The organism is Marinobacterium sp. BA1 (assembly GCF_041155135.1).
GTDB lineage: Bacteria > Pseudomonadota > Gammaproteobacteria > Pseudomonadales > Balneatricaceae > Marinobacterium > Marinobacterium iners.
In genome coordinates, this window is sequence record NZ_BAAFHC010000001.1 from 1,193,273 (window position 1) to 1,219,078 (window position 25,806).

General features: G+C 57.8%; 32 protein-coding genes. 1 reads left to right on the forward strand and 31 read right to left on the reverse strand.

Going from position 1 to position 25,806, the window contains the following annotated elements; all coding sequences use genetic code 11:
- Position 1 precedes the first annotated feature (1 nt).
- From ACAM29_RS05775 to ACAM29_RS05825, 11 genes are all read right to left on the reverse strand, one after another.
- Positions 2-571 (reverse strand): hypothetical protein, encoded by a 570-nt coding sequence (locus ACAM29_RS05775; RefSeq protein WP_369623500.1) that lies wholly within the window; start codon positions 569-571, stop codon positions 2-4.
- 11 nt (positions 572-582) lie between these two features.
- On the reverse strand, positions 583-1,647 hold the full coding sequence (locus ACAM29_RS05780) for an RCC1 domain-containing protein (protein WP_369623501.1): 1,065 nt from the start codon (positions 1,645-1,647) through the stop codon (positions 583-585).
- Complete coding sequence (locus tag ACAM29_RS05785) at positions 1,647-5,168, reverse strand: hypothetical protein (protein WP_369623502.1); 3,522 nt, start codon at positions 5,166-5,168, stop codon at positions 1,647-1,649. Before ACAM29_RS05785 ends, ACAM29_RS05780 begins: the two co-directional genes overlap by 1 nt.
- Entirely contained in the window at positions 5,169-5,516 is a 348-nt protein-coding gene (locus ACAM29_RS05790; RefSeq protein ID WP_369623503.1) for a hypothetical protein, read from the reverse strand. It lies immediately after the preceding gene.
- Positions 5,516-5,911 carry a hypothetical protein gene (locus tag ACAM29_RS05795; protein WP_369623504.1) on the reverse strand — a complete coding sequence of 132 codons (396 nt, stop codon included), beginning with the start codon at positions 5,909-5,911 and terminating at the stop codon, positions 5,516-5,518. The genes ACAM29_RS05790 and ACAM29_RS05795 overlap by 1 nt, the downstream gene beginning before the upstream one ends.
- 68 nt (positions 5,912-5,979) lie before the next feature.
- Positions 5,980-10,572, reverse strand: a complete 4,593-nt coding sequence (locus ACAM29_RS05800) for a phage tail tape measure protein (RefSeq protein ID WP_369623505.1) — start codon at positions 10,570-10,572, stop codon at positions 5,980-5,982.
- 129 nt (positions 10,573-10,701) lie between these two features.
- Positions 10,702-11,451, reverse strand: coding sequence for a hypothetical protein (locus ACAM29_RS05805; RefSeq protein WP_369623506.1), 750 nt, complete (start codon positions 11,449-11,451; stop codon positions 10,702-10,704).
- A gap of 11 nt (positions 11,452-11,462) precedes the next feature.
- A complete protein-coding gene (locus ACAM29_RS05810) occupies positions 11,463-11,639 on the reverse strand; it encodes a hypothetical protein (protein WP_369623507.1) in 177 nt (58 codons plus the stop codon).
- Positions 11,632-11,925 carry a co-chaperone GroES gene (locus tag ACAM29_RS05815; protein ID WP_369623508.1) on the reverse strand — a complete coding sequence of 98 codons (294 nt, stop codon included), beginning with the start codon at positions 11,923-11,925 and terminating at the stop codon, positions 11,632-11,634. The genes ACAM29_RS05810 and ACAM29_RS05815 overlap by 8 nt, the downstream gene beginning before the upstream one ends.
- Entirely contained in the window at positions 11,918-12,385 is a 468-nt protein-coding gene (locus tag ACAM29_RS05820; protein WP_369623509.1) for a hypothetical protein, read from the reverse strand. The genes ACAM29_RS05815 and ACAM29_RS05820 overlap by 8 nt, the downstream gene beginning before the upstream one ends.
- On the reverse strand, positions 12,382-13,005 hold the full coding sequence (locus ACAM29_RS05825) for a hypothetical protein (RefSeq protein ID WP_369623510.1): 624 nt from the start codon (positions 13,003-13,005) through the stop codon (positions 12,382-12,384). The genes ACAM29_RS05820 and ACAM29_RS05825 overlap by 4 nt, the downstream gene beginning before the upstream one ends.
- 132 nt (positions 13,006-13,137) lie before the next feature.
- Between ACAM29_RS05825 and ACAM29_RS05830 the strand changes: the two genes are divergently transcribed.
- Positions 13,138-13,617: a DUF4124 domain-containing protein gene (locus ACAM29_RS05830; protein ID WP_369623511.1), complete on the forward strand. Its 480-nt coding sequence runs from the start codon at positions 13,138-13,140 to the stop codon at positions 13,615-13,617.
- 104 nt (positions 13,618-13,721) lie between these two features.
- On the opposite strand, the gene ACAM29_RS05835 is transcribed toward ACAM29_RS05830, so the two are convergent.
- From ACAM29_RS05835 to ACAM29_RS05930, 20 genes are all read right to left on the reverse strand, one after another.
- Positions 13,722-14,036, reverse strand: coding sequence for a hypothetical protein (locus ACAM29_RS05835; protein ID WP_369623512.1), 315 nt, complete (start codon positions 14,034-14,036; stop codon positions 13,722-13,724).
- A complete protein-coding gene (locus tag ACAM29_RS05840) occupies positions 14,036-14,371 on the reverse strand; it encodes a DUF2190 family protein (RefSeq protein WP_369623513.1) in 336 nt (111 codons plus the stop codon). Before ACAM29_RS05840 ends, ACAM29_RS05835 begins: the two co-directional genes overlap by 1 nt.
- A gap of 36 nt (positions 14,372-14,407) precedes the next feature.
- The gene (locus ACAM29_RS05845) at positions 14,408-16,390 is read right to left on the reverse strand and encodes a prohead protease/major capsid protein fusion protein (RefSeq protein WP_369623514.1); all 1,983 of its coding nucleotides are present in this window, start codon (positions 16,388-16,390) and stop codon (positions 14,408-14,410) included.
- A 33-nt stretch (positions 16,391-16,423) separates the two neighbouring features.
- Positions 16,424-16,807, reverse strand: a complete 384-nt coding sequence (locus tag ACAM29_RS05850; RefSeq protein ID WP_369623515.1) for a hypothetical protein — start codon at positions 16,805-16,807, stop codon at positions 16,424-16,426.
- Positions 16,794-18,287 carry a phage portal protein gene (locus ACAM29_RS05855; RefSeq protein ID WP_369623516.1) on the reverse strand — a complete coding sequence of 498 codons (1,494 nt, stop codon included), beginning with the start codon at positions 18,285-18,287 and terminating at the stop codon, positions 16,794-16,796. The genes ACAM29_RS05850 and ACAM29_RS05855 overlap by 14 nt, the downstream gene beginning before the upstream one ends.
- Complete coding sequence (locus ACAM29_RS05860) at positions 18,284-18,493, reverse strand: phage head-tail joining protein (protein WP_369623517.1); 210 nt, start codon at positions 18,491-18,493, stop codon at positions 18,284-18,286. The genes ACAM29_RS05855 and ACAM29_RS05860 overlap by 4 nt, the downstream gene beginning before the upstream one ends.
- Positions 18,494-18,685: 192 nt before the next feature.
- Positions 18,686-18,988: a hypothetical protein gene (locus ACAM29_RS05865; RefSeq protein WP_369623518.1), complete on the reverse strand. Its 303-nt coding sequence runs from the start codon at positions 18,986-18,988 to the stop codon at positions 18,686-18,688.
- A gap of 71 nt (positions 18,989-19,059) precedes the next feature.
- On the reverse strand, positions 19,060-21,051 hold the full coding sequence (locus ACAM29_RS05870; RefSeq protein ID WP_369623519.1) for a phage terminase large subunit family protein: 1,992 nt from the start codon (positions 21,049-21,051) through the stop codon (positions 19,060-19,062).
- Complete coding sequence (locus ACAM29_RS05875) at positions 21,038-21,577, reverse strand: terminase small subunit (protein ID WP_369623520.1); 540 nt, start codon at positions 21,575-21,577, stop codon at positions 21,038-21,040. Before ACAM29_RS05875 ends, ACAM29_RS05870 begins: the two co-directional genes overlap by 14 nt.
- A 458-nt stretch (positions 21,578-22,035) precedes the next feature.
- The gene (locus ACAM29_RS05880) at positions 22,036-22,470 is read right to left on the reverse strand and encodes a helix-turn-helix domain-containing protein (RefSeq protein ID WP_369623521.1); all 435 of its coding nucleotides are present in this window, start codon (positions 22,468-22,470) and stop codon (positions 22,036-22,038) included.
- A gap of 67 nt (positions 22,471-22,537) precedes the next feature.
- Positions 22,538-22,864: a DUF4258 domain-containing protein gene (locus tag ACAM29_RS05885; protein ID WP_369623522.1), complete on the reverse strand. Its 327-nt coding sequence runs from the start codon at positions 22,862-22,864 to the stop codon at positions 22,538-22,540.
- A 168-nt stretch (positions 22,865-23,032) separates the two neighbouring features.
- A complete protein-coding gene (locus ACAM29_RS05890) occupies positions 23,033-23,401 on the reverse strand; it encodes a hypothetical protein (protein WP_369623523.1) in 369 nt (122 codons plus the stop codon).
- Entirely contained in the window at positions 23,382-23,576 is a 195-nt protein-coding gene (locus ACAM29_RS05895; RefSeq protein ID WP_369623524.1) for a hypothetical protein, read from the reverse strand. The genes ACAM29_RS05890 and ACAM29_RS05895 overlap by 20 nt, the downstream gene beginning before the upstream one ends.
- Complete coding sequence (locus ACAM29_RS05900) at positions 23,554-23,928, reverse strand: hypothetical protein (RefSeq protein ID WP_369623525.1); 375 nt, start codon at positions 23,926-23,928, stop codon at positions 23,554-23,556. The genes ACAM29_RS05895 and ACAM29_RS05900 overlap by 23 nt, the downstream gene beginning before the upstream one ends.
- Positions 23,929-23,931: 3 nt before the next feature.
- A complete protein-coding gene (locus ACAM29_RS05905; RefSeq protein ID WP_369625122.1) occupies positions 23,932-24,495 on the reverse strand; it encodes a transglycosylase SLT domain-containing protein in 564 nt (187 codons plus the stop codon).
- Positions 24,419-24,643 carry a hypothetical protein gene (locus tag ACAM29_RS05910; protein ID WP_369623526.1) on the reverse strand — a complete coding sequence of 75 codons (225 nt, stop codon included), beginning with the start codon at positions 24,641-24,643 and terminating at the stop codon, positions 24,419-24,421. The genes ACAM29_RS05905 and ACAM29_RS05910 overlap by 77 nt, the downstream gene beginning before the upstream one ends.
- Positions 24,644-24,661: 18 nt before the next feature.
- Positions 24,662-24,940, reverse strand: a complete 279-nt coding sequence (locus ACAM29_RS05915) for a hypothetical protein (RefSeq protein ID WP_369623527.1) — start codon at positions 24,938-24,940, stop codon at positions 24,662-24,664.
- Positions 24,922-25,395 carry a hypothetical protein gene (locus tag ACAM29_RS05920; protein ID WP_369623528.1) on the reverse strand — a complete coding sequence of 158 codons (474 nt, stop codon included), beginning with the start codon at positions 25,393-25,395 and terminating at the stop codon, positions 24,922-24,924. The genes ACAM29_RS05915 and ACAM29_RS05920 overlap by 19 nt, the downstream gene beginning before the upstream one ends.
- The gene (locus tag ACAM29_RS05925) at positions 25,392-25,577 is read right to left on the reverse strand and encodes a hypothetical protein (protein WP_369623529.1); all 186 of its coding nucleotides are present in this window, start codon (positions 25,575-25,577) and stop codon (positions 25,392-25,394) included. The genes ACAM29_RS05920 and ACAM29_RS05925 overlap by 4 nt, the downstream gene beginning before the upstream one ends.
- Positions 25,564-25,797, reverse strand: a complete 234-nt coding sequence (locus tag ACAM29_RS05930; RefSeq protein ID WP_369623530.1) for a hypothetical protein — start codon at positions 25,795-25,797, stop codon at positions 25,564-25,566. The genes ACAM29_RS05925 and ACAM29_RS05930 overlap by 14 nt, the downstream gene beginning before the upstream one ends.
- Positions 25,798-25,806 lie beyond the last annotated feature (9 nt).

Below are 25,806 nucleotides of genomic sequence, written 5' to 3' on the forward strand. Positions count from 1 at the left end.
CTTACCCGTCGATGTTGAGGGTGTCGGCCCGAAGCTCCCCGCCCGCAACCACGTTGGTGGTGCCCATCTCAACAAACGCCCCGCTGCCGATGGTTCCGCAGTCGCCCTGGTAGACCAGCCCGTCCGCCCCGTTGACGATCCGTGCCCAAGTGGCGGTGCCGCTTTGGCTGGCGGTTGGGGTGCCTGCTACGGTCAGGGTCAGGGTGTGGCCGCTGATGGTCCCGGCAGGTTGGGTGAACGGCAGCGTGCCCAGCAGTGCGGGGATTTCACCCATGTCCTGCCAGGTGATGTCGTTGTCGGCCACGGTGCCGCCATCGGTCGGCCATGTAGGTGCGGTGCCGGCGCTGGTGCCGCTGTTCTCGGCGCGGTAGTAGTGTAGTCCGGCGGTCACGTAGTCGCCTTCGGTGTAGGCTGTGCTGGTGGCGTGGGCGGGGATGCTGGTCACATCGCGGCCCAGGTCTGGCTCTCCCCCGCTCCAGATCTGCAGCCCACCTGGGGCTGCGTCGGCATCAATCAGGTTAAGGGTGGCAGCGGATCGGGCTGCCAGCAGTGCGGTGCTTGGCTGGTGCATGGGTCAGCTCCTTATACCTGGGTGTCGTCGGGTGGTGGGGTGATCGGCCCGTGCGCCATCGGGCGATGCCCTTCGGGTGGGATCGCCATGATGTAGCCGTTGTACCACTTGGGCAGGTGCAGGGTGTACTGGCCGTTGGCGTCGGACTGGGTTTCGATTTTTAAAGCGCCCGTATCGGCCTCGTAGGCGCGGACGGTCATAGGGGTGGGTGTTCCGTCGATGCTGGTGATGCCGCTGATGGGGTAGTATTGGCCGATACTGAGCTGCCATTGGTCGATGCCGTTGATGTAGCTGGCGTTGTTTGAAACACCCACCACGGTGCCGTCAGCCTTCAGGCCAACGGTGTGCTGCCCCCCGGCGGCGACCTGCACGATGTCGCTCCAGCTCCCGATGCCGTCGATGCAGGTGGCGGTGCCTACGCCCACCACGCTGCCGTCCGCCTTCAGGCCAACGGTGTGCTGTCCCCCTGCGGCGATCTGTACGATGTCGCTCCAGTTCTCGATGCCGTTGATGTAGGTGGCGGTGCCTACGCCCACCACGCTGCCGTCCGCCTTCAGGCCAACGGTGTGCTGTCCCCCTGCGGCGATCTGTACGATGTCGCTCCAGTTCTCGATGCCGTTGATGTAGGTGGCGGTGCCTACGCCCACCACGCTGCCGTCCGCCTTCAGACCAATAGTTTGCCTACTATTACACTCGGCGGCGATCTGTACGATGTCGCTCCAGTTCTCGATGCCGTTGATGGAGGCAGAGAGGGTGCCTACGCCCACAACGGTGCCGTCCGCTTTCAAACCAACAGTGTGCCGGTCCCCTGCGGCGACCTGTACGATGTCGCCCCAGCTCACGATGCCGTTGATGTAGCCAGCGGTGCCTACGCCCACAACGGTGCCGTCCGCCTTTAGGCCAACGGCGTGAGCCCCCCCGGCGGCGACCTGCACGATGTCGCTCCATCCCCCGATGCCGTTGATGTAGCTGGCGGTGCCTGAAACCGCAACGACCGTACTGTCCGCCTTAACGCCAACGGCGTGCTGCATCCCGGCGGCAATCAGCCCCAGCTCTCTACCATTAACAAGAATCATCAGTCTGCATCCCCCCTGGCTTCAATCTTGAACGAGTCGTCGTTGTGCGTGGCGGCCCCGCTGATGGTGGTCCTGGCGACCCAGATCGGCGCGTGGGCGGCATCGGTGTTAAACCGCAGCACGTTGTTGGTGGCCCAGCCGCTGCCCCAGCCTGCAGACAGCACAATAAAGTACGGCTCTCCGGTGGTGGGATTCAGTGGGGTGCAGTCCTCACTGGTATTGCCGGTGCCAATTACACCGCTAACTTCACCCGCTACGTTAAACGTGGTCGCGCTGGTGAAAATGATCGCCCAGCGTTCACGGATGCTGTTTTTGTTGTCCACCTGAATCGGGTACAGCAGGTCGTTGTATTGTGCGGTGGTCGGATTGCCGATGCGTTCGTCTGACCAGACGTTGGTCCAGGTGGCTTGGCTGAACTGGTGATGGACACGGCTGCCCAGATCGCCAAAGATCATGGCGCTGGAAACCCAGGTATCGGCCGGGTCGTAGGCGCGGCTGATGCTGCCCACAAGGCTGAGCTGGCCGTTTATCTGCGCCTCGTTCACCAGTGCCATGTCCTCGACGCGGTGGCGGGCGATCAGCGGCTGGGTGTAGGCGCTCAGGTCCAGCGGGTCGGCCATTGTGACGGTGCCGGTTTCGCGGTTGGTGGTGTAGAGGGCAGCATCCAGCTTGGCGCCCTCGCTGTCTTCCAGCACCACGCTGGCCAGCTTGTCGCGGCTCAGGGTAATGGCCTGCCCAGCGCTGACGGGGTTCGGTAATGTGTCGGTCTGGGTGCTGTGCACCACGACCACGTCGCCGGAGCGGATGATGGGGACACGGCCATCCATCGGTAGGCGTACCGGGTCCAAACCCAGCACATCGGCGCTCAGGGGCATCTGGGTGTAGACCACGGCGTTGTATTTGATGGTGCTGGCATCGACGGCGATGGCCACGCGGTACTTGCCTGCGTGTGGGCCTTCGGTCACCAGTGCGTCATCGGCCCAGCCGGGCAGTGCCATGAGTGCGGCTGGCACTTCGCCGGCTGTCAGGTATTCGCGGAACTGCAGGTCCATGATGCCGGTTTCGTAGTTGACGGTGCCCTCCATGGTGTCGGTGTCAATTGTGCCTGTCAGGGACGCGGTCGCGCTAATGACATTGCCGTCTGGGCGCACGGCTCTGACGTAGATGCTCGCCGGTCGCAGCGGTGCGCCGGGAGTGCGGAAGTAGACGCCTGCAACCGTGGGGCTTTGTTCGTACCGGGCCAGCAGCGTGCGGATCTGAAGCGTGTTGCTGTGGCCGCCTGCGTAGCCGTACAAGCTGACGATGCCGGTGCTGTAGTCGATGCTCCCCGCCATGGTCGCTGCGCCGGTTTCGCGGCTCCACTGGTTGTAGAGGGTGCCTTCGCGGTCGATGTAGGTTTCCCCGCCCCACTGGAACTCCACGCTACCGGGCACAATAAAGCGGCGGATGGTGGGCAGCAGGTCGATGCGAGCATCGGGCAGTTCGGCGGTTTCTGTCATGTCGTCGGGTATGACGCTGTCGAGCTGGTAACGCGCCGTGATGGGGCCAGATATGTCCCAGGTGTTGGTTGTTGTACGCGTGCCGCCACTGGTGATTTCGGTGGATGTGGCCGAAACAGGGATGCTGACTTCGCCGGTAGTGTAGTTAATGGTACCGCCGCCCGTGAGCGTACCATCTGCGTTGTCTGAATACTGAATGATGTCTGTGCCCGCATGGTCGGTCTGGGTGGTGCCCGTACTGGGGCCGAGCATTCCGCCCTCTTTCACGACTGTGCGGGTCCATGCGCGTGGAAGTTCCAGATTCGCGGTACCGGGTCGCAGGGGTGCGCCTGGCAAGGTGAACACGGCATTATCACCAGCACGGGTGTATTCGCTGCTGGTGATGGTTTCGACCTGCTGGGCGCCGCGCTGGTATTCGATTGTGAGTGTTGCGCCACTTGCCGGTACCAGCAACGGCCGGAAACCAATTTGACCCAATCCGTAAATCACCCGGCCCTCGGCATCGCCGGTCAGATCACCTGTGCCGTTGTCGGTTGTAGTTCTGGTTACGCCGCCGGCCTCCCAGCTCATGGTCAAGCTACCGGGCAGGATCTCTTGTGCGCCTACGATCACAGCCATGTAGGGCAGTTGTACGTCAGGATCGGTGGTGCGTTCTTCGTAGTGCGCCGGTGTAGCCCATGAAAAAATCACCGAACTGTCTACGTCCGGCAGGCCGCCCAGTGTGGCGACTACGGTGCCGGTGACGAAGTTGATGTTGGCGGTACCGCCGTGCTCATCCTGCAGTTGGCCGGTGCCGTCATCGTACATGCGGTACCAGTTGCCCTCGGCCATGTAGTCCACCACCAGTGTGCCCGGCGAGGGGATCGGGAACAGGGTTTGAACGTAGTTGTAACCCCGGTTTGCAAGGCTGATCGGTACTGCAGCGGTCATGGACGGCTCGGCCACGGCGGTAGCGGGTGTGGCGGTGATGGTTTGGACGCCGCTGAGTGAAAGGCCTGAAAGCAGACCGGTGTTGTAGTCGATCTGACCCCGGTCGGCGCCGCCGCCGTCGCGCAGGGTGCCCAGTTTGTCATCGCTCAGGTTGCTGATGCTGACACTACCCGGCACAACGGGGCGGCCAAAGGCGCAGCGCCCGCCGGTCACGGTGGTGGTGACGGTGTAGGGTGCGCCGGAGGCTACCAAGTTGGCGTTATTGTGGCCTGCGGGAAGATCGGAAACAGGGCTTTCGGCGGTTGCGCTGGGCACCAGCTGACCATAGATGGTTTTGGCCTTGATGTTCATATCGCCTGGCTGCGTGGGCTGGTCCAGCTGCACAATGCCGTAGTATTTGGATGCATCCGCTACCGTGGTGTCGCGAAATCGGGTTGGTGACTCATGGCTGTTTGTCTCACGCAATACAGCAACTGCCCCTTTAAACGTGCGACGCAGTGCATCGCTGATGCCGACGGTAACAATCTTCCGGGTAAACACCCCTATATCATCTTCAAACTGCTGCAGTTCTCCACTTGTTTCTTTCACGCGGACGTACTGCAATTCGGCTATTGGGTTACCTTCGTCATCTTCTTCTGACAGCGCATATACATCCCCGATTTTGGGTAGTTCAGCCTCGGGCATAGCGTACATCCGCAGCAGGCGTTGCCCCTCAATTTGATCACCCAGCACGGTGTAACGGGTGACCGGGCCTACCACCACGTAACTCTCGATGCGGTCGCGTGCGCTGGTGCGCTCGTCGGTATAGCTGCCGGTGGTAAACATCAAGACGCTGACGTTCGGATCATCGGGCGGATCAGTGATGATAGCGTGGCTGCCGTAGTAGATATCGCGGTTGGCGGTACGCACGGCGAGGTACAGCTTGCGCAGGTTTACGCGGCCGTAGGTGCGGTCGAGGCGTGAAATGTCTGGGAACAGGTTGTTGACCACGCCGTCTTGGATCTCGACGGCGCTCATCTGGCCACCGCCGTCTTCGTTGTCGGTCAGGCGCTCGGAGGCCATGAGTTTGATGTCGGTGCTGAGGATGGTCATTTATTCGCCCACTCCTGTTTTGTGTTTGATGCCGTACCAGACCAGCGTTGCCAGCCCGGCGACCAGTGCCCACGCTCCGCCGGTTGCGATCTTATTGATCACGGCGGCGCGTAGCTGCTGTCGCTGTTCGTATTCGCGGATCATGGTTTTCACGAACTGGTGATGCTCCTGGTGTTCTTCGTCGGGCATGGCTGCCAAGCGGGTCAGGATGTCGCTTACCGACTTCTTGATTTCCTCTTGCTGCACACGCAGTTGCCTGCTGGTTTCGCGCTCGGATTCATGGTGCGCACGCAGATTGCCCAGCTGCTGCTTGATCTCGATGATGTGGTTGATCGGATCAGGGGACATTAGGCAACCTCCATGAGCCGCAGGGTGATGTAATACTTGTGGGTTTCGCCGGGGTTGCGGATGCGCTGAACGGGTTTGGCTTCAACCGGTTGGCCGTTGGCACGGTTCCAGATAACAAGCAGCTGCTGGCCGTGAAAGTCGAGCATCATGGGCTGTTGTGGGTCAGACGGGATGGATTCCATGGCCTTGAGTGCCTGCACCAGCGAGCGCGGCACCCAGCAGGCGTTCGGACCACCAAACAGGGTGACGGGCCGGCCTTTGATCAGCGGGGCCTCTTCGATCAACAGCTTGCCGGTCAGACTGCGCTCAGATGAGTGCGCCACCGGTTGCCAATCGAATTCGTCCTGCCATTCAAGGTCTGCCGGCAGTTCAAGCCCGTCGAGGGTAATAGCCATAGATCACCTGTTTATCCATACAGGTGATCTTTGTAACGCGGTTGGCGGTGGTTGTCTGTTGAGCGCCTTTATTTCACTACAGCGCCCGCTTCGCTCAAGGCCCGCAGGAAGCGGTCAGCGTTTTGCTCGGTAAAGTCGCCTTCGGCCATTTCGCCTCCAGGAGTTGAAAGCTGCAGACGGACAACTCTATCCGGTACGCGGTTTTCAGGTCTTGGTGATTGCGACTGAGGTGCGTTGCCGACTGGCGAGTTATCGGCGGCAGGTGCCTGGCTTTCGGCTGTTTGCTGTTCGCGTTTACGGGCTTCGTCTGCTTGCTTCTGCTCGCGTACCTGTTTCATGCGCTCCTGGTGGATCTGCTCCTGCAGGTTCATGGCTTCACGCGCAGCCCTGACAGCCTCATTGCCACCTTTTTCCTTGGCTTCTTCGTACTGCTCGCGCAGCTTGAGCATCTGTTGCTCATGCGCCAGCTGCTCTGAGCGCTCCCGGTCGCCTCTAAGGTCGGCCAATTGCTGTTGCAGGCTTGCCACTGTACCTTTGAGCGATTCTTCTACCTGCCGAGCCTCTTCGTTCATGCTGCGAATAGCTGAACGGACGCCTTCGAGTCGCTGGCTGTCGATCAGGTCCAAGCCATCCAGTACCGATTCACTCATGCGCTGGCCGGATTCGAGCGCGGCCTCTACGCGGCGGATGGCTTGTTCTTGCTGGTTCCAGCGATGAATAGACTCTTCTGCCATTTTATTCATGGCTGTTTCGGCCTTTTTCATCTCAGCGAGATAGGCGCCAGAAGGAATACCCGGCAGTTCCTTGCCTTTGTACTCGTTTTCAATCTCTTGCCAGATACGATCAAATTCCGACGCCATCTGACTGCCCATTTCAGCAAATTCTTTTTGTGACTTGCCGGCCATGAAGAGGGCGTGGGTATAACTTCCCAATGAGTCGGTCTGCTCTTCTGTGCTTGCAGCGTTTTCCTTGTTTGCGGCAGTATCACTTTCTGTGAATGAGGCTTTATCTTTGAACGACTTCGCTGTTTTGCCTGCCTGGTTAGCGAGTCGCTTCAGGTCGTTTTCCTGCGCGTCGATACTGTCCTTTGATGCCTTTTTCAGGTCATCGTACTTTTCTTCTATCTCCTTGAGCTTTTTACGGTACTCCTCCCAGCTGATCGTGCCATCTTCTGCTGCTTTTTTGAGTTTTTTCTTTAGTTCATCCAGACCTTTCGAGGTACTGATCCGCGCCAGCGTTTTATCGAATGCAGCCCCTGTGATCTCGGCAGCCTCTTTGCCGGTCACGCCAGTGCGCTTGAGCTCAGTCTGGACAGCATCGAACGCATCCAGCGCTTCTCGGCCCATCTCGGTAAAGCCGGTTTTGATCTTGGTGATATCGACACCCAGCACCTGCAAGCTTCGGTCGAGTGCGGTTGTGACCGTGTCAGCCAACTGCTCTGCTCGGAGCTTTGATACTTCAAGCCCCTCGGCAACGTACATCGCCATCAAATGACCGCTGTTGCCCATTTTGATCAAGGCTTCTTCAAGGGCTTTAACATCCTGCTCTGTCTTGGCATTTGCCAGAGCTGAAGAGAATGCGAGCATGATCTGATCGGCACTGGCTTGGCCGGAGGTGGCGATGGTTTCAAAGGCTGTGACGGCAACCTGGCCCTGCTCGGTTAGTGCACCGGTTACCTCTTTTACATCCAGTCCAAGTGCCTCCCAAGCGCCAGCCTGCGTGGTAGCCAGCTGTTGTGCTTTAGCAAACGCCTGCTGCTGAGACTCTTCATATTGCTGTATCGCCTCCTGCGCTTTTTGCGCAGCCGTTTTCTGGGACTCGCCGGTTTTCTCGACTTCCTGCCTGCGCTTGATGGCTGCCTGCTGTGCGATCTGAAGCGCTTCTGCCTCTTCAAGTCCCTGTGAACGCAACAGGGCTATGTGATCACTGAGCAGTTTGTTTTCTTTTTGGGTGAGCCCATCCAGTATCTCTTTTTCGGCAGCTGCCCGGCGCATCGCTTCAGTCAGCTTCCTGTACGCCGCATCATTGCCTTCAATGTATCCGGTGCTGTTAATGATGGTTTCAACGGCGTTGCGCTGCTCTTCGTCCATCCGCGCCAGCGCATCGCGGTTTTCGTTGTACATGTCGCGCAGGTCTGTGAACGCACGGGATGACTGACCAGACAGGCGGTTAACGGCATCGGTTTGGCGCTGCATTGACTTGGTGATTCGCTGGTCTGCGTCTTCCCAAGCCTGTGCCCACTGCTCCATGTCATCTGTGTCACCGGTGAACTTGTTCCAGGCGTAACCCAGTTCAGCCACCGCTTTCACCAGCGAGTTCACAACAACTGATACCGAGTCGAATGCAAATGAAACCGTAGACAGTGCTGCATCAAGCAAGCCAACACCGCCGGTCAGTGTCTTGATTGGCTCGAATACCCCACCGATGGTTTCGCCAATATCAATCAACTGCTCAACCACATCGGCTGCTGTTTCACCCAGTTCAGCAAAGGACTCTTCAAGCTCTTCGCTTTTATCACCCGCAGCATCAAGCCCGCGCCACAGGTCATCAGAGAATGACTCACCTACCACGCTTGCTACACGTTGAATCTGGTTCTGCAGTCGCTGCATGCTGCTGCTGAGGGCGGCCTCTTTCTTGGCCATTTCCTCAAAGTGGGCATCGCCCTCTGCGAACGCCCTGTTGGCGGTTTCTACGTTTTCAGTCAGGGTGGTATAGCGTTGTGACATCAAACCCAAGATACGGGCGTTTTCGTCAGACTTGATGCCCATATCGTCGAGAATCCCGTTCAGGGTTTCTCCGCCGTCCTGCATGCGGCCGATACCAGCAACGAAGTTGGTGAACAGTCCTACTTTGTCTTGACCGAATGCCTGCTCAATCTGTTTTGCGGTCATGCCTGTAACGCGCTGCAGGTCTTCCATACCCTTGCCGCCACCTTTCACGGCATCATCCAAGAAGCGGAAGGTGCGGCCAATGACGGTACTGGCACCCTCTGCCTGCATGCCCATCTCTGCAAAGCTCGCCGACATGCCGAGCACTTCAGATGAAGTCAGGCGCACTGAGGCTGTATCAGTCGCAAGCCGTTTGGCAAAGTGAACGATCTGTTCTTCTGTAGTGGCAGTGGTGTTACCCAGCTCAGCGATAACCGACGACACGCCCACAACATTCTTTTGTGCTTCGCCGGTTACGTTCAAGATCTGGGCGATTGCTTGGGCAGTCTCATCCCCGGCCAACCCGCTAGCAGATGACAGCGCATCAATGGACTGTGTGAACGCGGCAATATTTTCAGCGCCCTCAATCCCCATTCGGCCTGCCGCTTCGGCAATCTCCAGCAGCTTAGCGGTTGATGTAGAGGTGACATCACCAGACAGTCGCTGCATTTCAGCCACCAAGCCATTCACCTCAGTGGCGGTCAGCTCGGTGGTTTTCTGCAACCCAAGCATGGCATCTTCTGTTTCGGTGTAAGCCTGGTTGGCACGCATAGCCAACTCAACTGACTTTTGAGCGGCAAACAAAACAGCGTAGGCCTTAGCGAGCCCTTTGGTTACGGTTGCCAGCTTATCGGTTGAGGTGCTGGCCGCAGCCTGTGCCTGCGGCAGCGTTTTTAGCTGTTCTCTGTATGCCCCTACTTCACGCCGGGTCGATTCAACCTGCTGTTCATTCAGCTTCATCTTGCGGCGCAGCTGGGCTTCGGCCTTTTCAAACCCGGCAATGTCGATCTTGCCGGCGCGGTATTTCTCCAGCAGGCGCTCCAGCTCATAGCGGTAATCTTCGGTGGCCTGCTCGACACGTTTGGTTTCGCGGGCCTGTTCCTGCAACGCCTGGTTAGACTGACGGGATGACACCACCAACCCTTCCAGCGATCGGCGCACACCGGCCACTTGCTTCTGTGTCAGGTCAGCGGCACGACCGGCATCAGTGGCACGGCGACGGAAGTCTTCCCAACTGATATCACCCTTTTCAAGCTGGGCTGCCAAGTCGCGCAGCTCTTGGGTCAGGCGTTCGGTTTCAGCCTTGACCTTGCGCTGCTCAGCCTGCTGTTTGGTATAGCTGCGAAACTGGTCCGCCATGGCGTTGCTCTGCTGTCGCAGGGCTTCGTTGTACTGCTGCTGCGCCTGCGCCTTATCACGGGACGCCTGAATCTGTTCCCGTGCGTCACTGACCAGTTTGGCCTGCTTTTTCTGCAACTCGGTCAGCTCGTCAGCCAGTTGCGAGGATGAATCCTTCATCTCGGTCTGGCTTTGCTCGACCTGCTCAAGCGATACACCGTACTGGCGCATGGAGTCTTTGGTTTTATCCAGCGCCTTCTGGGCACGGTTGGTGGCCGTGCGGTATGAGCCCAGCTCGGCACGAGCACGCGCCAGCGCTTCAACCACTTCGATGTTTTCGCCCTTGGCCTCCTTGTTGGCCAAGGTCAGCCGGTCGACCTCGATCTTTGCTTCTGCCTGTGCCCGCGCCAGCCGGGAGACTTCCGCCTCTTGCGCACGGTAGGTTTCGGCCAGATCCAGCGAGCGTTCAAGTTGATCAAACTGGGTGCGTGTTTCCCCCGCTTGGGTCGCCAGTTCTTCAAGCTCCTGGCGGACTTCCTCGGATACGTCCGAATACTCATCCTGCCCCTTGATGATCAGTTCAACGATGTCTTGATTCTTGCTGTTGCTGGCCATGTCTTACCTACCTGTCTGTTAGCGCCGCTCCTGCGCATCCCTGCGCCCGCGGCATACCGTGCATCCTGCACATAAAAAAGGCCGCACTGAGGCGGCCTGAAGGGTCAACGCTGGAGGTGCCTCGGGTGATTACTCGGCGTATTCCATCATGACGTACTTGGACTTGTCGGAGCCGGTCACAGTGTCGTCACGCAGAATATCCACGGTGAACTGCAGGCTGGCGTAGTCGTCCGAGATCAACGGCAGGCCCTGCGTCGGGTTCACCTTTACGCGGTGCATGGTGGCCAGTGATGCCTTACCGGAGCGGGCTTCGTTCAAACCATCAAAGTACATTTCGTACTCTTCACCGATTTCCATCAGCGACTGCACCACGCGGGACTTAACCGCGGTGTAGTTCACTTCGATTTCAGCCGCAGCGGCAATGTCACCCTCAAGGATCAGGATGCCACCGTTTTTGGTTTCGTAGTCGGTGCCTTCAACATAGGCCGGGGTGCCGCCGGTACCAGTCACGGTGATGGTGTCGGAGGTGTCCGGGATCTTGTCGAACTTCACGAACGAACCCTGGGCACCAACGGTGTGCGCTTCAGCCGTTACAGCGCCAGCCTCAACTACCGAGGTGGTACCGGCGGTAACGCGGGCAATGTTGGTCGGGTTAAGGTTCATCAACGTGATGTTGGCGGTTGCAGACTCGATAGAGGTGGCCGTGTCAGCGGTTGCACCACCGGCGTTCTCGTAGTCTTTCATTTCCTGCTTATTGATACTGAACGCCAGTGCAATTTCAGAGGCGTTACCGATCGGCAGCAGGCCGTCAGTGCCGGAACGGCGGCGCAGGTAGGCGGTACCCTTGCCCTTGTAGTATTCGTTTACCAATACACCCATGACGCTACTCCTTATTCAGTCACACGCTGGGCTTTCAGGATCTTGGCCTGGCCCGGTGTGCAGGTGATGGATTCGCCCTGGGCGTAGTGCTTGCGGGCAAAGGTTACACCAGCATCAGCCGTGACCTTCACGGTGACCTTGGCGGTTTCGGTTTCTTTCTGTTCTGCTGCCTTGGTTGCTTCAGTCATGGCATGACTCCTTGCAGAGGATGAATTCTTCAGAGATCACCAGATACTGCTTGCCCTGGTACTGCACCTCTGTGCCGTGGGTTTTGCCGAAGTAGACGATATCGCCCAGCTCGGTTTCTGCTGCTTTCACCGAGCCATCGGGCATAGTGAAGGATTCGTTGCGCGCCATCACCACGCCGCGGTAAGGCTTTTCGACCGCTGAGCCGGGCAGCACAATGCCGCCACTGGTGGTGGTTTCCTGCTCGATAACATCGAGGATGATCTGATCGCGTACTGGCTTAAGCATATTGCTCGACCACCTTGAAGCTGATTTTCTGGCTGAAGAATGCGTAATCGTCACCCGATTCAGGAAGGTCAAACGGACAGTCCTCAATCGTCATGTCGGATATCACCAGTTTCCGGTCATCCGGGTCGAAAACAAGTGAACGCCGCACGTCTTTCAGCAGGTTCAGCAGGTCATCCACCGGGGTGGCGCTGTCCTTGGTACTGACGGCGCAATCCAGCAGCACGGTGACCACATCGGTGAGGTTGGAGTTGCCCGGCACGGCACGTTCCGGATTGCTGTTGGCTGGGCGGTAAGCGATGACCGGCAGCGTTACTTCATGCCGATTGCGGCCCCGGAACAGCATTTCCAGCCAACCCCGTTTGATGCTGGGGTTACTGGTGTAGCCGTTGGCGGTGCTGATCTGCTCCAGCCTGCGCTTGATATCGTCCAGGGCCGGGATGATGTCGCTGGTGATGTTCATGCGTTGATTGCCTTCATGAATTGCGCTTTGGCGGCACTCATAGCCTTGGGTGCCACGCGGTCGCGGGAGTCGTGGAAGTGCTGGTTGACTGACGGGCCATACAGGGCTTTGAAGCGCAGCTTTTCGGCACGGTTGAAACGGCCACTGGTAGCACCGCCATGCTTGAAGTTGCGGCCTTCGCCTTTGCGATACTTCTGCAGCCGTTCCAGAATCAGCGGCTTGCCGTTGGACTTGGCACGCGGGATCACAAACGCATTGCGGATCACCCCGCCACTGCTGCCGCGGCGCACGTTCAGGCGCACACCCTTACGCCCGGCCATGACCTGATATCGGAAGTTGTCGGCGCGGGTCGCACGGGATCGCGCACCCACAACCGCTTCGGCCCGCCCTGCCCTTGCACGGCGCACCACGCGCACCTTGCCATCGATGTACTGACCATTGATGCGGAAGTAGCTGTTCCACTCTTCGGTGGTCAGCTCGATGGTGGTATCAGCCGCCAGGTTAACCGCCTGCGCCAACGCGTTTTCGACCTCGTCTTCACGGGCCTTGAGTCGCGTTGTTATCGCCAGCAGGTCACCGGCATTGAATACGTGGGCATTGCTGCCAAGGTAGATAGCCATGAGTACCCTTCATGTTCCGTTGTGGCCTTTATATGCCATGCGGGCGGGGGTGTCTGTGAGATACTGACTTCAATTCACGGCAACTGGGGGTTAGCATTGCTGCTGACACAACAAGGCTACAGGAGGCCTGTCATGCGGAAAGGGATCATATTTGCGCTGTTGTTCACCGCCCCGGTGATGGTGCAAGCGGGTGTGTACACCTGCGAAGTAAACGGGCGGAAGGTGTATCAAAGTACGCCTTGCAGCCCGGGGGATGTGCCGACACGTATCGATGCCCCTGCACCGAGTGACACGCCACCAGTGGTAAACACAAGATCAGTCGAAGAACTACGTAAAGATCTCGAAGAGCGACGAGCAAAAGGCCGTGAAATCGTCGAACAGAGGGCCGCAGAGGCAAGGGAGAGGCGCCTGAACAAAGAAGCGATCCGCAACAAGCAAGTGCGCCTAAGCATGACCAAGTCTGATGTGCTCGCTTCTTGGGGTCGCCCCAGTGATATCAATAGATCGATTGGATCAAGCGGCGTGAGTGAGCAGTGGGTCTATGACAGAGGTCGCAATGGCACGCAGTATGTTTACTTTGACAATGGCATTGTCACCTCCATAAGTGACTAAATGATAAGACTGCTGACTCCGACTATTGCGTGGTCAGAATTGGATGACGGGATTGAAGGCGTGCAGCGTCGGCTGGGGGTGAATGGCTATGCGTGAATGCAGGCTCAGTCTTCACCCACTATAAATACCAGCTTGGACAGAGTTTCATCCTTGACCGCTTCCAGGGTGTAGGTGATGCCGGTGTCTTCGTCGTGGAGTTCGTCACCGATCTTCGGGTCGCATTGGCTGCGGTCGAATACGGCCGTGGTGACCAGTCCGCCGAAGATGCCATCTTGGTAGAGCTTCACTTTGCTGTTGATGACCACCCTGAGGTTCGGGGTGGTTTCACCGGTGGCGGTGTTGGTGAGCACACAGGTATGGCCCAGAACATCGTTTACGATGCCCTGAGCCTCACCCATGATTTCACGCAGCAGCGACATTAGATGCCGACGCCATTCAGGCGGATATCCGCCTCAGTGGTGCCGGCCGCGTGCGCGTGCATAAACACACCGATCAGGGTGTTGTCGGTGGCAGTGGTGGTCACTTCACCGTTGGTGGCATCCCAGTACGCCTTGGCAAACTGCGCCGGGGTGTCGGTGCTGAGTTTCGGCAGGCTGAACACGCCTGTGGTCACGCCTTCGCATTCGTAGCCTTCTGCGGCTGAAAATGCAGGGATCACCACCAGCGAGCCAACCACCAGCGGGATGCCGGATGCCGCGCCGCCGGTCGGGGCTGTGAAAGTGACAACATCGCCTTTCTGTACGAAGTTTTTCATCTGTATTCTCCAGTTAAGGTGCCGGAAACGGGGCGCTTACGCGCCCACAGCCTTGGCCATACCACGCCAGTCGACCAGACCAGCACCAAAGTCCTTGCGGACCTTCACTTCCAGGCCATCCACATCCGTGCTGGTGACCACTTCGGTGTACATCTCTTCTTCGCCGGAGAGGTACGCATACTCGAAGGTGTCCATCATGCGACTGAAGGCGTACCAAGCGGTCTTCGATACAACAGACAAGCGCGGTTCCACGATGATGTCCATCTTCTGACGCGGGGCCTGATCTTCCACCTTGGCGGCCACGATGCGCGGCAGCAGCAGGTCTTCCACGGTGGTTTCCAGATCTTCCGGCAGCGCAATGGCGTTGTACTCGACGTTCATGAACTGGCCGTCCAGCGTCTTCTGCTTGCGGCCCAGTTTGCGCAGTTCGGTCAGCGCATCCTTGGACAGGGCAGAACCTGCACCGGTCAGCAGGTTGCCGTGGGCAGCGTCAAACAGCGCCTTGTTGTCAGCCATCTTGTGATCGGCGGCTTTGTTGTTGATGAAGTCATAGTTCAGCAACAGGCCCCACACGATGTCGTTTTCCAGACGGGCGCCAGCCGGGCCAAACATGCGCGGCACACGGTCCAGTGCGCTCATGTCGTCGTTGATCAGCATCTTGCGCGTAAAGGCGATCTTGCGCGCGAAGGTGTCGATCGCGTAGCTTTCTTTGGCCTCTGAGAAGGTGCCGGCCTTGTATTCACCGTTTTCACCCAGCGGCTTCAGGCTCGGGGCGTCACCCAGGCGGTACAGGTGCTTCTCGCGGAAGTCGTTCACGGTTGAACGCTGGCCCAGGCTCTGGAAGGTACGCGGGGTTTCCCGGTAACTGTCGAGCAGGTTCTTGTTCATCACGTTTTCGAGAATCAGCGGGAAGTCGCTGGTGGAGTGCATGGCACGGGCCGCAATCTTTTCACGGGACATACCGCGCACGTTGATGCCGCGGGCCACCAGCAGTTCACGGCCAATGTCATACAGAGTCATGCCGGTGAATTCACGGGCGGCATCGGTCATGGTGGCACCGTTGACACGGGCACGCACGGCGATGGCTTCTTCAGCACCGCGCACCAGCGTTTCAGTTTGGTCACGGCGGCCATCAGAACGCAGCTCGGGGTCACCAAAGGACTTGATGGCGTCAGCTTTGCGGGTTTCAGCCATTTTGTTCAGCACCTCGGCGCGGAAGGCGTCGATACCCACACCACGGTCGAAGGCTTCGATGGCAAAGGTGTCATCAAGGCCGGCGGCGCGGGAGGCGTCGAGCATCGGTTTCAGTTGGGCACGAACCTGTGCAGCTGCCTGCTCTGTATCAACAGCGCGGGTCTGCGGTTCAGCCGGGTGTTCGCGCTGCTCGTCAGCAGGCTGATCCTGCGGAGCATCTTCGCGCTTGTCGTCTACAGGCTTAGGCATATCGTCTACCTCTTCAGTGGTCAGTATGACTTCGTGAGTTTCGGTGTTGGCACGCTCGGCCTCACGGGTACCGTTCGTGGTTTCAAAGCTGACGGGGACGATGGACAGTTCCAGCGGCTCCCAGTCGACGGCCATGCGTTTTTCGAGCTGGCCTTCCTTGGTGGCTTTGGTGACCTTGTATTCATGGATGCGGTACCCAAGGGATACATGCCGAAGGATGCCATCGGCCACGTCATCGAATACGGCCTGCTGGTTGCGGCTGAAGCGGCAGGTGCCGATCAGCTGGCCTTTCTCGATGCGCCACTCTTCGGTGATGCCCAGCACCTTGTCGATGCCGTCATAGCGGTTGTGGCTGTCGAGAATGCTCAGGCCTTTGTTCAACCGGTCGGCGCGAATGGCCTTTTCGCTGACTTCCAGCGATTCCATGAACTGGGCGTCATTCCACCAGTCGTACCGCAGGCCTTCTTCGCCGGTGGTGAACACCATCTCGACAGTCATGGCTTCGCGGTCTGCCGTTTCTGGCCGGAATGCAGCCTTACCCTTGAGGTTCGGCATTTGCTCTTTTCTGATCGGCATCGCCTGGCTCCGTTGTCTTAATGCTGGATATTTTTACAGCGGTTTAACGGGGTTGTCTGTCACAGCAATGAATATCTGCACGAAGCCCGCTCCATCTGAATCAGCTTTTAATTTTTTCAGGCCCGCTTCGATCTCTCGCTTTGAAGTGCCTGGATAGGCATCAACATCATCGAAAAACACCGCCCCAAAACCGCCTTTACAGCCAACCTTAAGATCTGACAGATCTACATTCAGCGCATGATTAACCTGTACTTCTGAACTGAAATGGGTTCTTGAATAAAAGTGGGCCATTTCATGCGAAGGCACCACATATAGGCATTTCATGCCTGCAGCAGAGAAAGCCTTTGCCTGCAAAACCATTGATGTTGTTTTTCCACTTTGCGGTTTGCCTGTAATTCGATGTTCAACCACTTTCATTGTCCGAATCCTCTTTGCTGTCGCTGTTGCTGCTGGCAGAGTCGTTGTTATCGAGCTGGTTGCCGGCAGAGCTGAATTTGCTCGGATCGAAGTCAAACGGCAGGTCACCCATGGTGGCCTTGGCTTCTTTCCAGGCCTGAATGGCCGCTTCAAACTTGATGCCGTGCTTGCGGGTGAACTGCTGGGGTGTCATGGCACCGGTGCGGACCTTCTTGATATCCACGTCCAGCTCTTCTTTCGGGTTGACGGCTGAGCGGTGCGGCAGGATCCAGCTGCGTTGCTTGGCCGATACGGAGCCAAACTTGATGGTGTAGAGGTCATCGAACCAGTTGTGCACCCGATCCAGTGCCGGCAGCAGCATGAAGTTCTGCCAGCGGTCGAGGTTGGTGTAAAACTCACCCCGCGCCAGCCGCCCGGACGCCCAGGTAACTTTGCTGAAGTCGCCGGTAATTTGCTCCCGGGTTGCGCCCACACCCACGGCAATGTCTTGCAACACTTCGGCGTTGAAGTCAGTGGTGTGGTTGAGGTTGGGTGGTGTGACCACGGTCACTTCGGTACCGGAATCGGTGTAGGCGATCATGCCGGACTCTATTTCGGAGTAGGCCTGGCCGTCTTCGTCGCGCAAGGTGCTGTTCTTGCTGCCCAGCCCCATATCACCGGAAGGCTCTTTGACGATGACGCCAAAGCAGGCGGCAATGCGCTGTTGCATCAGCACGGCATCGCGCCACTCTTGGCGCATGTCGACCAGATCGGCAATCGGGTGCAGCCAGCTGACGCCCAGATGCTGGCCGGGGCGGTCTTTCCAGTAAATGTGAATGATGTCATCCGCCGGGAAGAACTCGCTTTCTTCGCGGTAGAAGTTGCCGACCAGTTTGGTTTTCAGCCAGTAGCCATTAATGCTGCCATCTGCGCGATACTCGATGCCGCTGAAGATTTCGCCGCCTTCATCGGTCAGGCCGGACTTGGATTCATCCAGGTACTGTTGTTCAAGCGTTTGCAGCACCAGCGGAAAGGTCATGACGTTGTTGATGATGCGGCGCACGAATACACCACCAGATTCAACCACGGTGGCCGCCCACAAGTGCTGCAGGCCCCAGAAGTTGTAATGGTGTTCGTAGTCGCACAGCGGCGAATTGGCCCAGGCCTCGAAGGTGTCTTTGTACTTCTCCACCCGGCGCGGGCTGCCGCCGATATAGTCAGGCTTGATGCCGTCACCCACCATGTTACTGGCCAGCACGGCCTTGATGCGGTTGCCGATTGCGGTATTGCGCACCAGATCCTGAGCACCACCGGCAAGGCCGCGATGACCCCGCGCCACCTCTTCCGCTGCCCGTCCGCCCCGGCGACTGTAGCCACCAGAACCACGGTTTGGGCGGGCGGCGTTGTAGGCACGCAGTTCGTCCAGCACCATGCGCTGACGCTGCCGGTCAACGGCCTTCTTGGGGTTGGTGACTTCGTACCATTTGTCGATCAGGTTCATTTCAGCGTCCCGAATCGTACCCGGCGCACTCCACGCGGGCGGTTGGCGTGTTGGATGCCCAGCTCAGCCTCCATCCGGTCGATGGCCTGCGCCATCATTCGCATAGACTGGTACTCAACCCAGGTATCCCCTTCGCGCACGCGCATAACGCCACGGGCATAGGCTTTCTTGAGGTTGGCGAGCTGTTCGTGGGTGAAGGTGGTCATTCAGCGAGGCCCTGTGTTTGGTGGACGCTTTTCCATCTGATTCGCTATGCGTTCAAGCGCATCGGCAATGCGCTCTAAATCAGATTTTGCCTTTGGTGGTTTTACGGGCGGCATTGGGCATTTCTCAGCTGCTTTCCGCACCGAATCCGGGCTCTCGTAATGTCTTTTTGGGAACAGCCACATATCGCTACCTCAACACTCGCTTGGCTGCGCTACCGCTCGCACCAGCGCCATAATTCCGGTCTGAATGTCGTTTTTGCCGATAGTTGCCCAGCGCAGAGGCTCCGCATGGAGAAAGCGGTTGTATTCTTCACGCTCAAGGCTATTGGTTTCTGCCTTGGCAGCTTTAACTTTCTGCTGTGCGATCAGCATGCCCTGCAGCTCACACTGAAGTGCCAGCATCTCGGCGCCCTTTGCCTTAATGCGGTTCATCAGATCGATCTCTTCTTGGCTTAGCTCACGGTAGCCTTTGATTTTTCGGTGCTGGTTTTCCACTGTTACCACCTACATGCTGGTTATTTATCCAGTCATCCTCCGGTGATTGCAGTCGAATACAAGTCAGCCGGTCAGCGCTTCTTAAACCATTTCGATGGGCGCTTTTTGCGCGGTGGTGTGGCAGTGGGTGTCGCCGGTACCTTCTGGGGGGTGGTGCCTGGGGTCGGCTCTGCGCCTTCCGGTGCTTCCTTGCCGTAGCGTGTTTCGCGTGCTTGCCAGTCATCCTCGGCCATGCGATCAAGCCCCAGCATGGCAGACGCGGCACGGGCGTAGTTGCGGCAGTCAAGGTAGTGGTTGTGGTCGCGGATACGTTCCCATACCTGTTCCAGGTAACCGCGGCTGTTGGCACGCTCCACCAGTATTTCGGCAGTAAGCTGCTTGAAGTAATCATCGCCCCACTCAGGGAAGTGGCAATAACCGGTCGGCCATTCAGAGCCTTCGGCCAGTGCTTCGTCGGTTGGACGCGGCAGCAGCAGCCACTTGTAGAGTTGTTCTTTCAGCACGTTGACGCCCACAGGCCACATCTTGATGCCGCCGTCTTTGCGGATGCCATCGATGCTGATCTGCACCGGCTTGGGTGTGCCGATCATGGTGGTCAGGCTGCCCACACCCTTGATAGCCCGCAGCCGCGGCGTGCCGATCTGGGCCACGGTGTTGTAAACCTCTTGGGTGTCGTTGGATGAGTCGATCAGCGCCAGCTCTATCGGCATGGCGATACCGTGCTGGTTGGTGTAGCGGGTTTCAAGGAACTTGCTCAGCTCTTCCTTGGTGCTGTCGGTCGAGATATGGCCGTCAATCACGCCGATATCGATGGACCAGCTGCGTTTTTTGCGGCCATACGCGACCACCTCAAAGATCAGGTAGTCTTTCTGTACGTCGATACCACACACGATCATCAAGCCACCGGCGGGCACATTGCCCAAGGGCCATGTTTCGCGGCGTTCATACAGGCGCTGCCAGTCAGGTGCGTCGCCTTTTTCGCGGTATACGTCAGCCAGTCGGGTGTTGGTGAAGGCTTTCAGGGCCTGCGGGCTGTCTTTGGCATCTACGTATTCACGCGCCAGCGCTACTACCGAGATAAACGGGGACGCCAGTGCAGACGCCTTGAACCCCATGTGGTGGGTGATTTCTGGGCGCTTCGGCACCCATTCATGGTTTGCTATTGACCAAAAGCGGTCGCTTTCGCTCCATTCAGTACCGCAACCGCCGCACACAATGCGGGCCTTGTCCGGCAGCAGGTTGCCGTCCTTATCTTCGGGGATATTGACGTGCCGATACCAGTCCAGCTCTTCCGAGTGACCGCAGTGGCGGCAAGGCTGGTGGAATACGCACTGGTTTGACTTTAGGTACTCCTGATGGATACGGGAGCGACCTTCAACCGTAGGCGAACAGGCGGTGATTTTCTTGGCGCGGCGCCCATACGTGGTGGCACGACCCCACGCCACTTGGATCGGGTCACCCTCACCACCGGAGCCACCTTCACCGGCACCCACGTTCATTGGGTATTTGTCACACTCATCGAACAGCATGATTCGACAGGCGCGCATAGCAAGGTCAGTCGGGTTGCGGGCCGAGACTATGGATATCTGACCACCCGGGAACTGCTTCTGCAGGATGGTATTGCCCTGCCCCCGGCGGTTGCTGCTGAAGATATCGCGGACGGCCGGTGTGGCGGTGACCGATTTGACAAGTCGTTCCTTTGACCATGCTTCGGCAGTTTCCGTCTTCGGCGCCACGTACATGATCGGGGACGGCTCCTGGTGCATGTAGTACAGGGCCGCGTTGAGCATTAACTCGGTCTTCATCAGCTGGATGCAGCACATAACCGTGACTTCCTGAACCTCAGGGTCGGTAATGGCCAGCATCGGGGCGCGGGCGGCTTCAACGCGATCGGTGCGCCACTTACCCGCTTCTGCAGAGTTGTCAGGCAGGTACCGGAAGGTATCCGCCCACTCAACGAGATTGAGTCGGGGCGGAGGCTTCAGGTTTGCCTTGATGGTATCCTCAAGCCGGCGCCTGAGGTTACGAAGGCAACGAAAGTGAAGCGGCTCACTCGCTGCCATCGTCATCCTCTATGGTGAAGTCGGCCAGTTCTTCGAGCATCCGATACACCTCTTCCTCAAGGCGTTTTTCGATGAATCCGGATTCTTGATGCTCCAGCTGAGCTGCACATTTTGGCAGGGCGATCAGGCTTGCCCTGATGGTGGCCAAGGCATGCCCCAACTCCTCAAGGATTGCCTCAACATCACCGTAACGCTCTTCCTCAACCGCCAGGCTGATTTCTTCCTTTTTCATCTTGGCCAGTTCGGTGCGGCGGCGTATTTCGTCTATGTCGAGTTCGTCTGCATCCCCGCTGCCACGGGCCTTCTGCAGCTCTCGATCCTTCCACCAACGAATGCAGGCTGCCGAGTCATAGCGGGGTGAATTGCGCGCACCCTTTTCGTCATAGATCGGCATGCCGGCCTTGGTGAACTTGGTGATGGTCGGACGGCTGACACCGATAATCCGCGCCAGCTCAGCGCCATTACAGATGGTGCCGAAACCGCCGTCAGAGTTGGCACCTTTGTGGTTGTTGCCTGTTCTTGCCATGTACCAAAACCCAGTAGTCGCACTGGCCTGTACCCTACTCCACCGGCTGCCGGGCGTCTGTGGCCGTAACCTGTTGATGGAGTTGCCAAAACCTGAAAAAGCACTGAGTACAGAAACTCGGCGGGTCTACGCCCTCGCGGGGGTGGGGGTGCCCCGGAAGAACCTAGCGAGGGGGTGCCCCCTGCCCTGGCGCTTGCTTTAGCCCTGCCGATCGGTTGCTGATGACCCTGGTCTGAGCTGGTGTGATGCTGGCCAACGATCAGGCGCAGGCCTGCCGCTGCTGCGCGCTGCGGTTGGCTGGTGTGGTTGGTGGTCGTGGTTGTTGATCGGCTTGCCTTGGTACGCTGGCTGCTTCTCAGCATGCTGTGCGTGCTGGTGCGCTTATGTTCGCACCAAGTGTCTGTGCGCTATAAACAAAAAGCCCAGCGCATTGGCTGGGCTCGGCGTGACGGATGTAATCAAGCAGCTATTGCTTCTTTCCACCCGTGATCTGACTCTTCAAAGCAGAAGGACTCATGTTCTTTTCTATCCATTTCGGCCAGCTTCTCTATCAGGCCTTTTACTTCATCGTCTTCATAATGCCCCATTGCCACAATGCGAATGAAGCGATCCGCCATAGATGAAGGTCCTCTTTTTTCCCAGTTTGCTACAGTCTGATCTTCAACTGCCAACAGCTGTCCCAGCCTCTTCTGGGAGAGGTTCATCTCTTTGCGCAGAAACTTCATCTCTGCACCGGTCAGTTTTGAAGGTGATTCGATGATAGCCAACGCTATTGCTTTGTGCAGGCCTGGAACATCTTCAATGGCGACCCCTTTACCATATGGAGTGTCGTACTCCTTATATCCATTCTTTAGATAGATGTTCGGCAGACCACAACTAGTGTAGCGATGCATGCCTTTCCCTCCTGGTTGCGCAATCCCTTTGCGACTCTCTATGTTTGCTTGGTGGTATATTCGTTTTTTAGAAAGCTGTGATGACGATTGCAACACAGCTGGATTCTTCAAGAATTTTGTAGTCAATTGCTACGGCAACAGTTAAAGAGCTGCCGGCCGACATACCCTCTACACGCATTTCCCAGCTGCCTTTGGCAGATAAGGATGGCCCTTCGACAATTGATCCTTTACACAACACCCTGATCACATCTATGCGGGTTATCCCCCGCTCGTTCATGCGCTCTTCGGCGTGGTTGGTGAAGATCAACTTACTGGTGTCCTTGGCTGTCTCTTCTAATATTTTCGCAGCCTGCGCCTGCTGCAATGGCAGCTTAACAACTCGCTTCCCACTCATGGTTTACCTATTCCCATCAAAGTCAGCTATGCCTCCCTGCCACCTACGAACCCATAAAATATATACCATAAAGATTATAGGCCCAGTTTGTACCACCAAGCAACACTGATGCTTTATACACACCGCCTTCACCTACTGGGCAACATGCGAACATCCATTGTTGCCCACTCAAAACAACGAAACCTGCTCCGCCTCCCACGACCGCCATGGCTTTGGCTTGCGTCCGAACAGAAAGAACTCCACCGCCTGCCGGTAACTGGTGGTATGCCCCGCTGCTGTTTCCCGGCAGCGATCACTGCAATAGCCATCGTCATCAATGGGCGCAGCCTCATAGATAGCGCGACACTCCTTGCAGATCTCATACGTGACATGCCGCGGGCCACCACGGCGCAGCATGGCGATCTTGCGCTTTTCTGCAGCCTCCTTACCCTGGCATTTACGACACACCCGCTGCAGGCCCTTGGCCAGCTTATCCGGGCTCACCTTGCGGACTGCGCCGCAGCGTTCACATGCGTGATCAACCATCGTCCGGGCCATGGTGCTTTTCCTCCTGCCACTTATCCAGATCGCTTTTATCTTGGTTGCACCGCCACAGCGCGAACTCCAGCCGCTTGGCGTACATGTCGATATCGAGGTTGCTGGCGCCAAGTGCTGGGCGCTCCGGGTATTCTGTTGCCTGCAAAAACCCATCAGGAATCGCTCGGCACTGCATGGGGGGTATCGAGCCAGACGGGCTGGCGCAGCCGCTGAATGCGATCGGCAGACACAGGCACATCAGCGCACGGATCGGCTTCAGTGGTGCGCATGGCTTCAAGCTGGCGCTCAAGGATGGTTTGCACACGGGTATTCTCCCTTCTGTTTTCGGCATACAACCGGTCCAGCCGGTCACGTTCAGTGCTCAAGTATTCATAGGCGGCCAGCAGGTTGCGCTTGTCCTGCTCCAGCTGCTCTACCGACTGCGCCAGCTGATTGACCTCGCCGGTCAAGATGGTCGCCTTCACCCACCAGAACAGACCGAATACCGCCAGCCCCACAAACCCCAACACTGTTGCTCGCAATGCCATGCATTACCTCCTCAGTACCATCTGCTGCCAATAGGTCCAGATCCGCTCCACATACGTGGTGGTTTCTCTGGCGTGATGACCAGTCACCTGCGGCAGCGCTTGAATGATGCTGGCGTAATCGTTGGCCCCACCAGCCACACGCTGTGCCTCGATGATGTTGCCGGCCCCTGCGTTGTAGCTGGCGGCTGCAAGGCTGTACCGATCTGCAGCTGGCCGTTCCGCCTTCCAGATGCTGATCATCCGCCCCTGGTAATAAGCGCCAGCCGTAATGGCTGGACCGGAAGCGTGCGGGCTGATCCCGCTATACCCGAGCTGCTGGCTAACCTCAGCCCACGTCCCCGGCATGAACTGCGCCAACCCCCGCGCACCCACAGGGCTGACTGCATCCGGCTTGAGTCGGCTTTCCTGAAACAACTGTGCCTTCCATAGTCGCCAGTCATACCCCGGCAAGTAGCGCTTTGCCGCCTGCCGGATCTTTAAGTCGTACTGATCAGGAAAGCCCGACGACCAAGCCGATGAGCAAACACACACCGATAAAACGGCAGCCAAAATAGAGCGCAGCAGCATGGGGGTCATTGGCAATAGTCCTCATGGTGGTTTTGAAGTGAACGCGGGCCAGCTGGTCGAACACCCGCAGCACGTACCACGCACATATCAGGGCAAAGAAGATGTACGCCAGGGTCATCAGCGCATTCAGGGTCAGGATTTCGGTCATTTCGGTTTTTCCTCATGGTTAATCGATCTTGCTGCCAACACGCTGATGCCCAAGGTTTAGGCTTTCGCGCAGTTCGCGGTTTTCTCGCTTCAGGGCGATACACATGCTGGCCAGCACATCTTCGTTATCAACGAAGTAGTCTTGGTCGACTGATATCAGGCCTGAGCCACCACATTCGCCGCAGGTGTAGCTGGAGACAGCCCCAAGGACTGCTCCGGAACCAAAGCAGTTGTCGCAGCGTTCACCGGTAGGCATCTCCACAGTCAGAGGACGGCTTTTCAGTTTGGCCTTACGCACGGCTTCCTCCTTGCGACATGCAGCGCCAGCATGGCGGCATCGCGTTTATCTGCACTGCTGCGGCCCGTCCAGCCGGTCAGGCGGTTGAATAGCTTTGCATCTTTCTTGGCATCCTTGGCTGTACCGCCCAGCGGCTTAACCAGCGTGTAGCTGGCGCCTATCGAGTCGAGGAACTGCACAATCAACACCTGCACCGCCTTCACCATGCCCACGTTCTGGCTGATCTTGTCGTTTTGGGCGTTGTAGCTTCCGGGCTTCAAAGCCCGTCCGAATCGGGGCTTATTGATAGACACGTTCTCAACCGCGAAATGGGCACCCCGGGCGTGCTGTTCCTGAATGAAGGCCTGCAGCTTGAAGAAATCGAGAGCCTTCAAGTCAACCAGCTTGCCGCTGCTGACAATGCCAATGCCGTTTTCTTGCAAATCCGGATCAATCCCGATTACAAACTCAGTCACTTCTGTACCCCCTTCCACTGCACCCGCACTGCACCTTCCACCTCTGCCCGCTGGTACTGTTCCATATTGCGCGTTTCGTACATGAACAGCTGCCAACGGTCGTGGCGCGCTTCCTTCTGCTTCATCCGTTTAATCAGCGCCGGAACATCAATCCCATGCACCACCTGATCATCCACATTCACCAAGCCACCCCCGAATCCGCTCCGAAACCTCTGTCTGGGCCAATGCACCTTCGTCGTTGCACTGTGCCGCCTGCATCAGCGTGTCAGGCGTTACACCTACCTTTAGCGCCAGCGTAACCAGCTGGTGCGTGGTCGTCTGTGTGCCGCGTTCTTCGATGATCGCGTTAACCAGCGCCAGGCGGTCAGCTTCTGTGATCAGTCCATCAGTGATTGCTGTCATGTTTTTTGT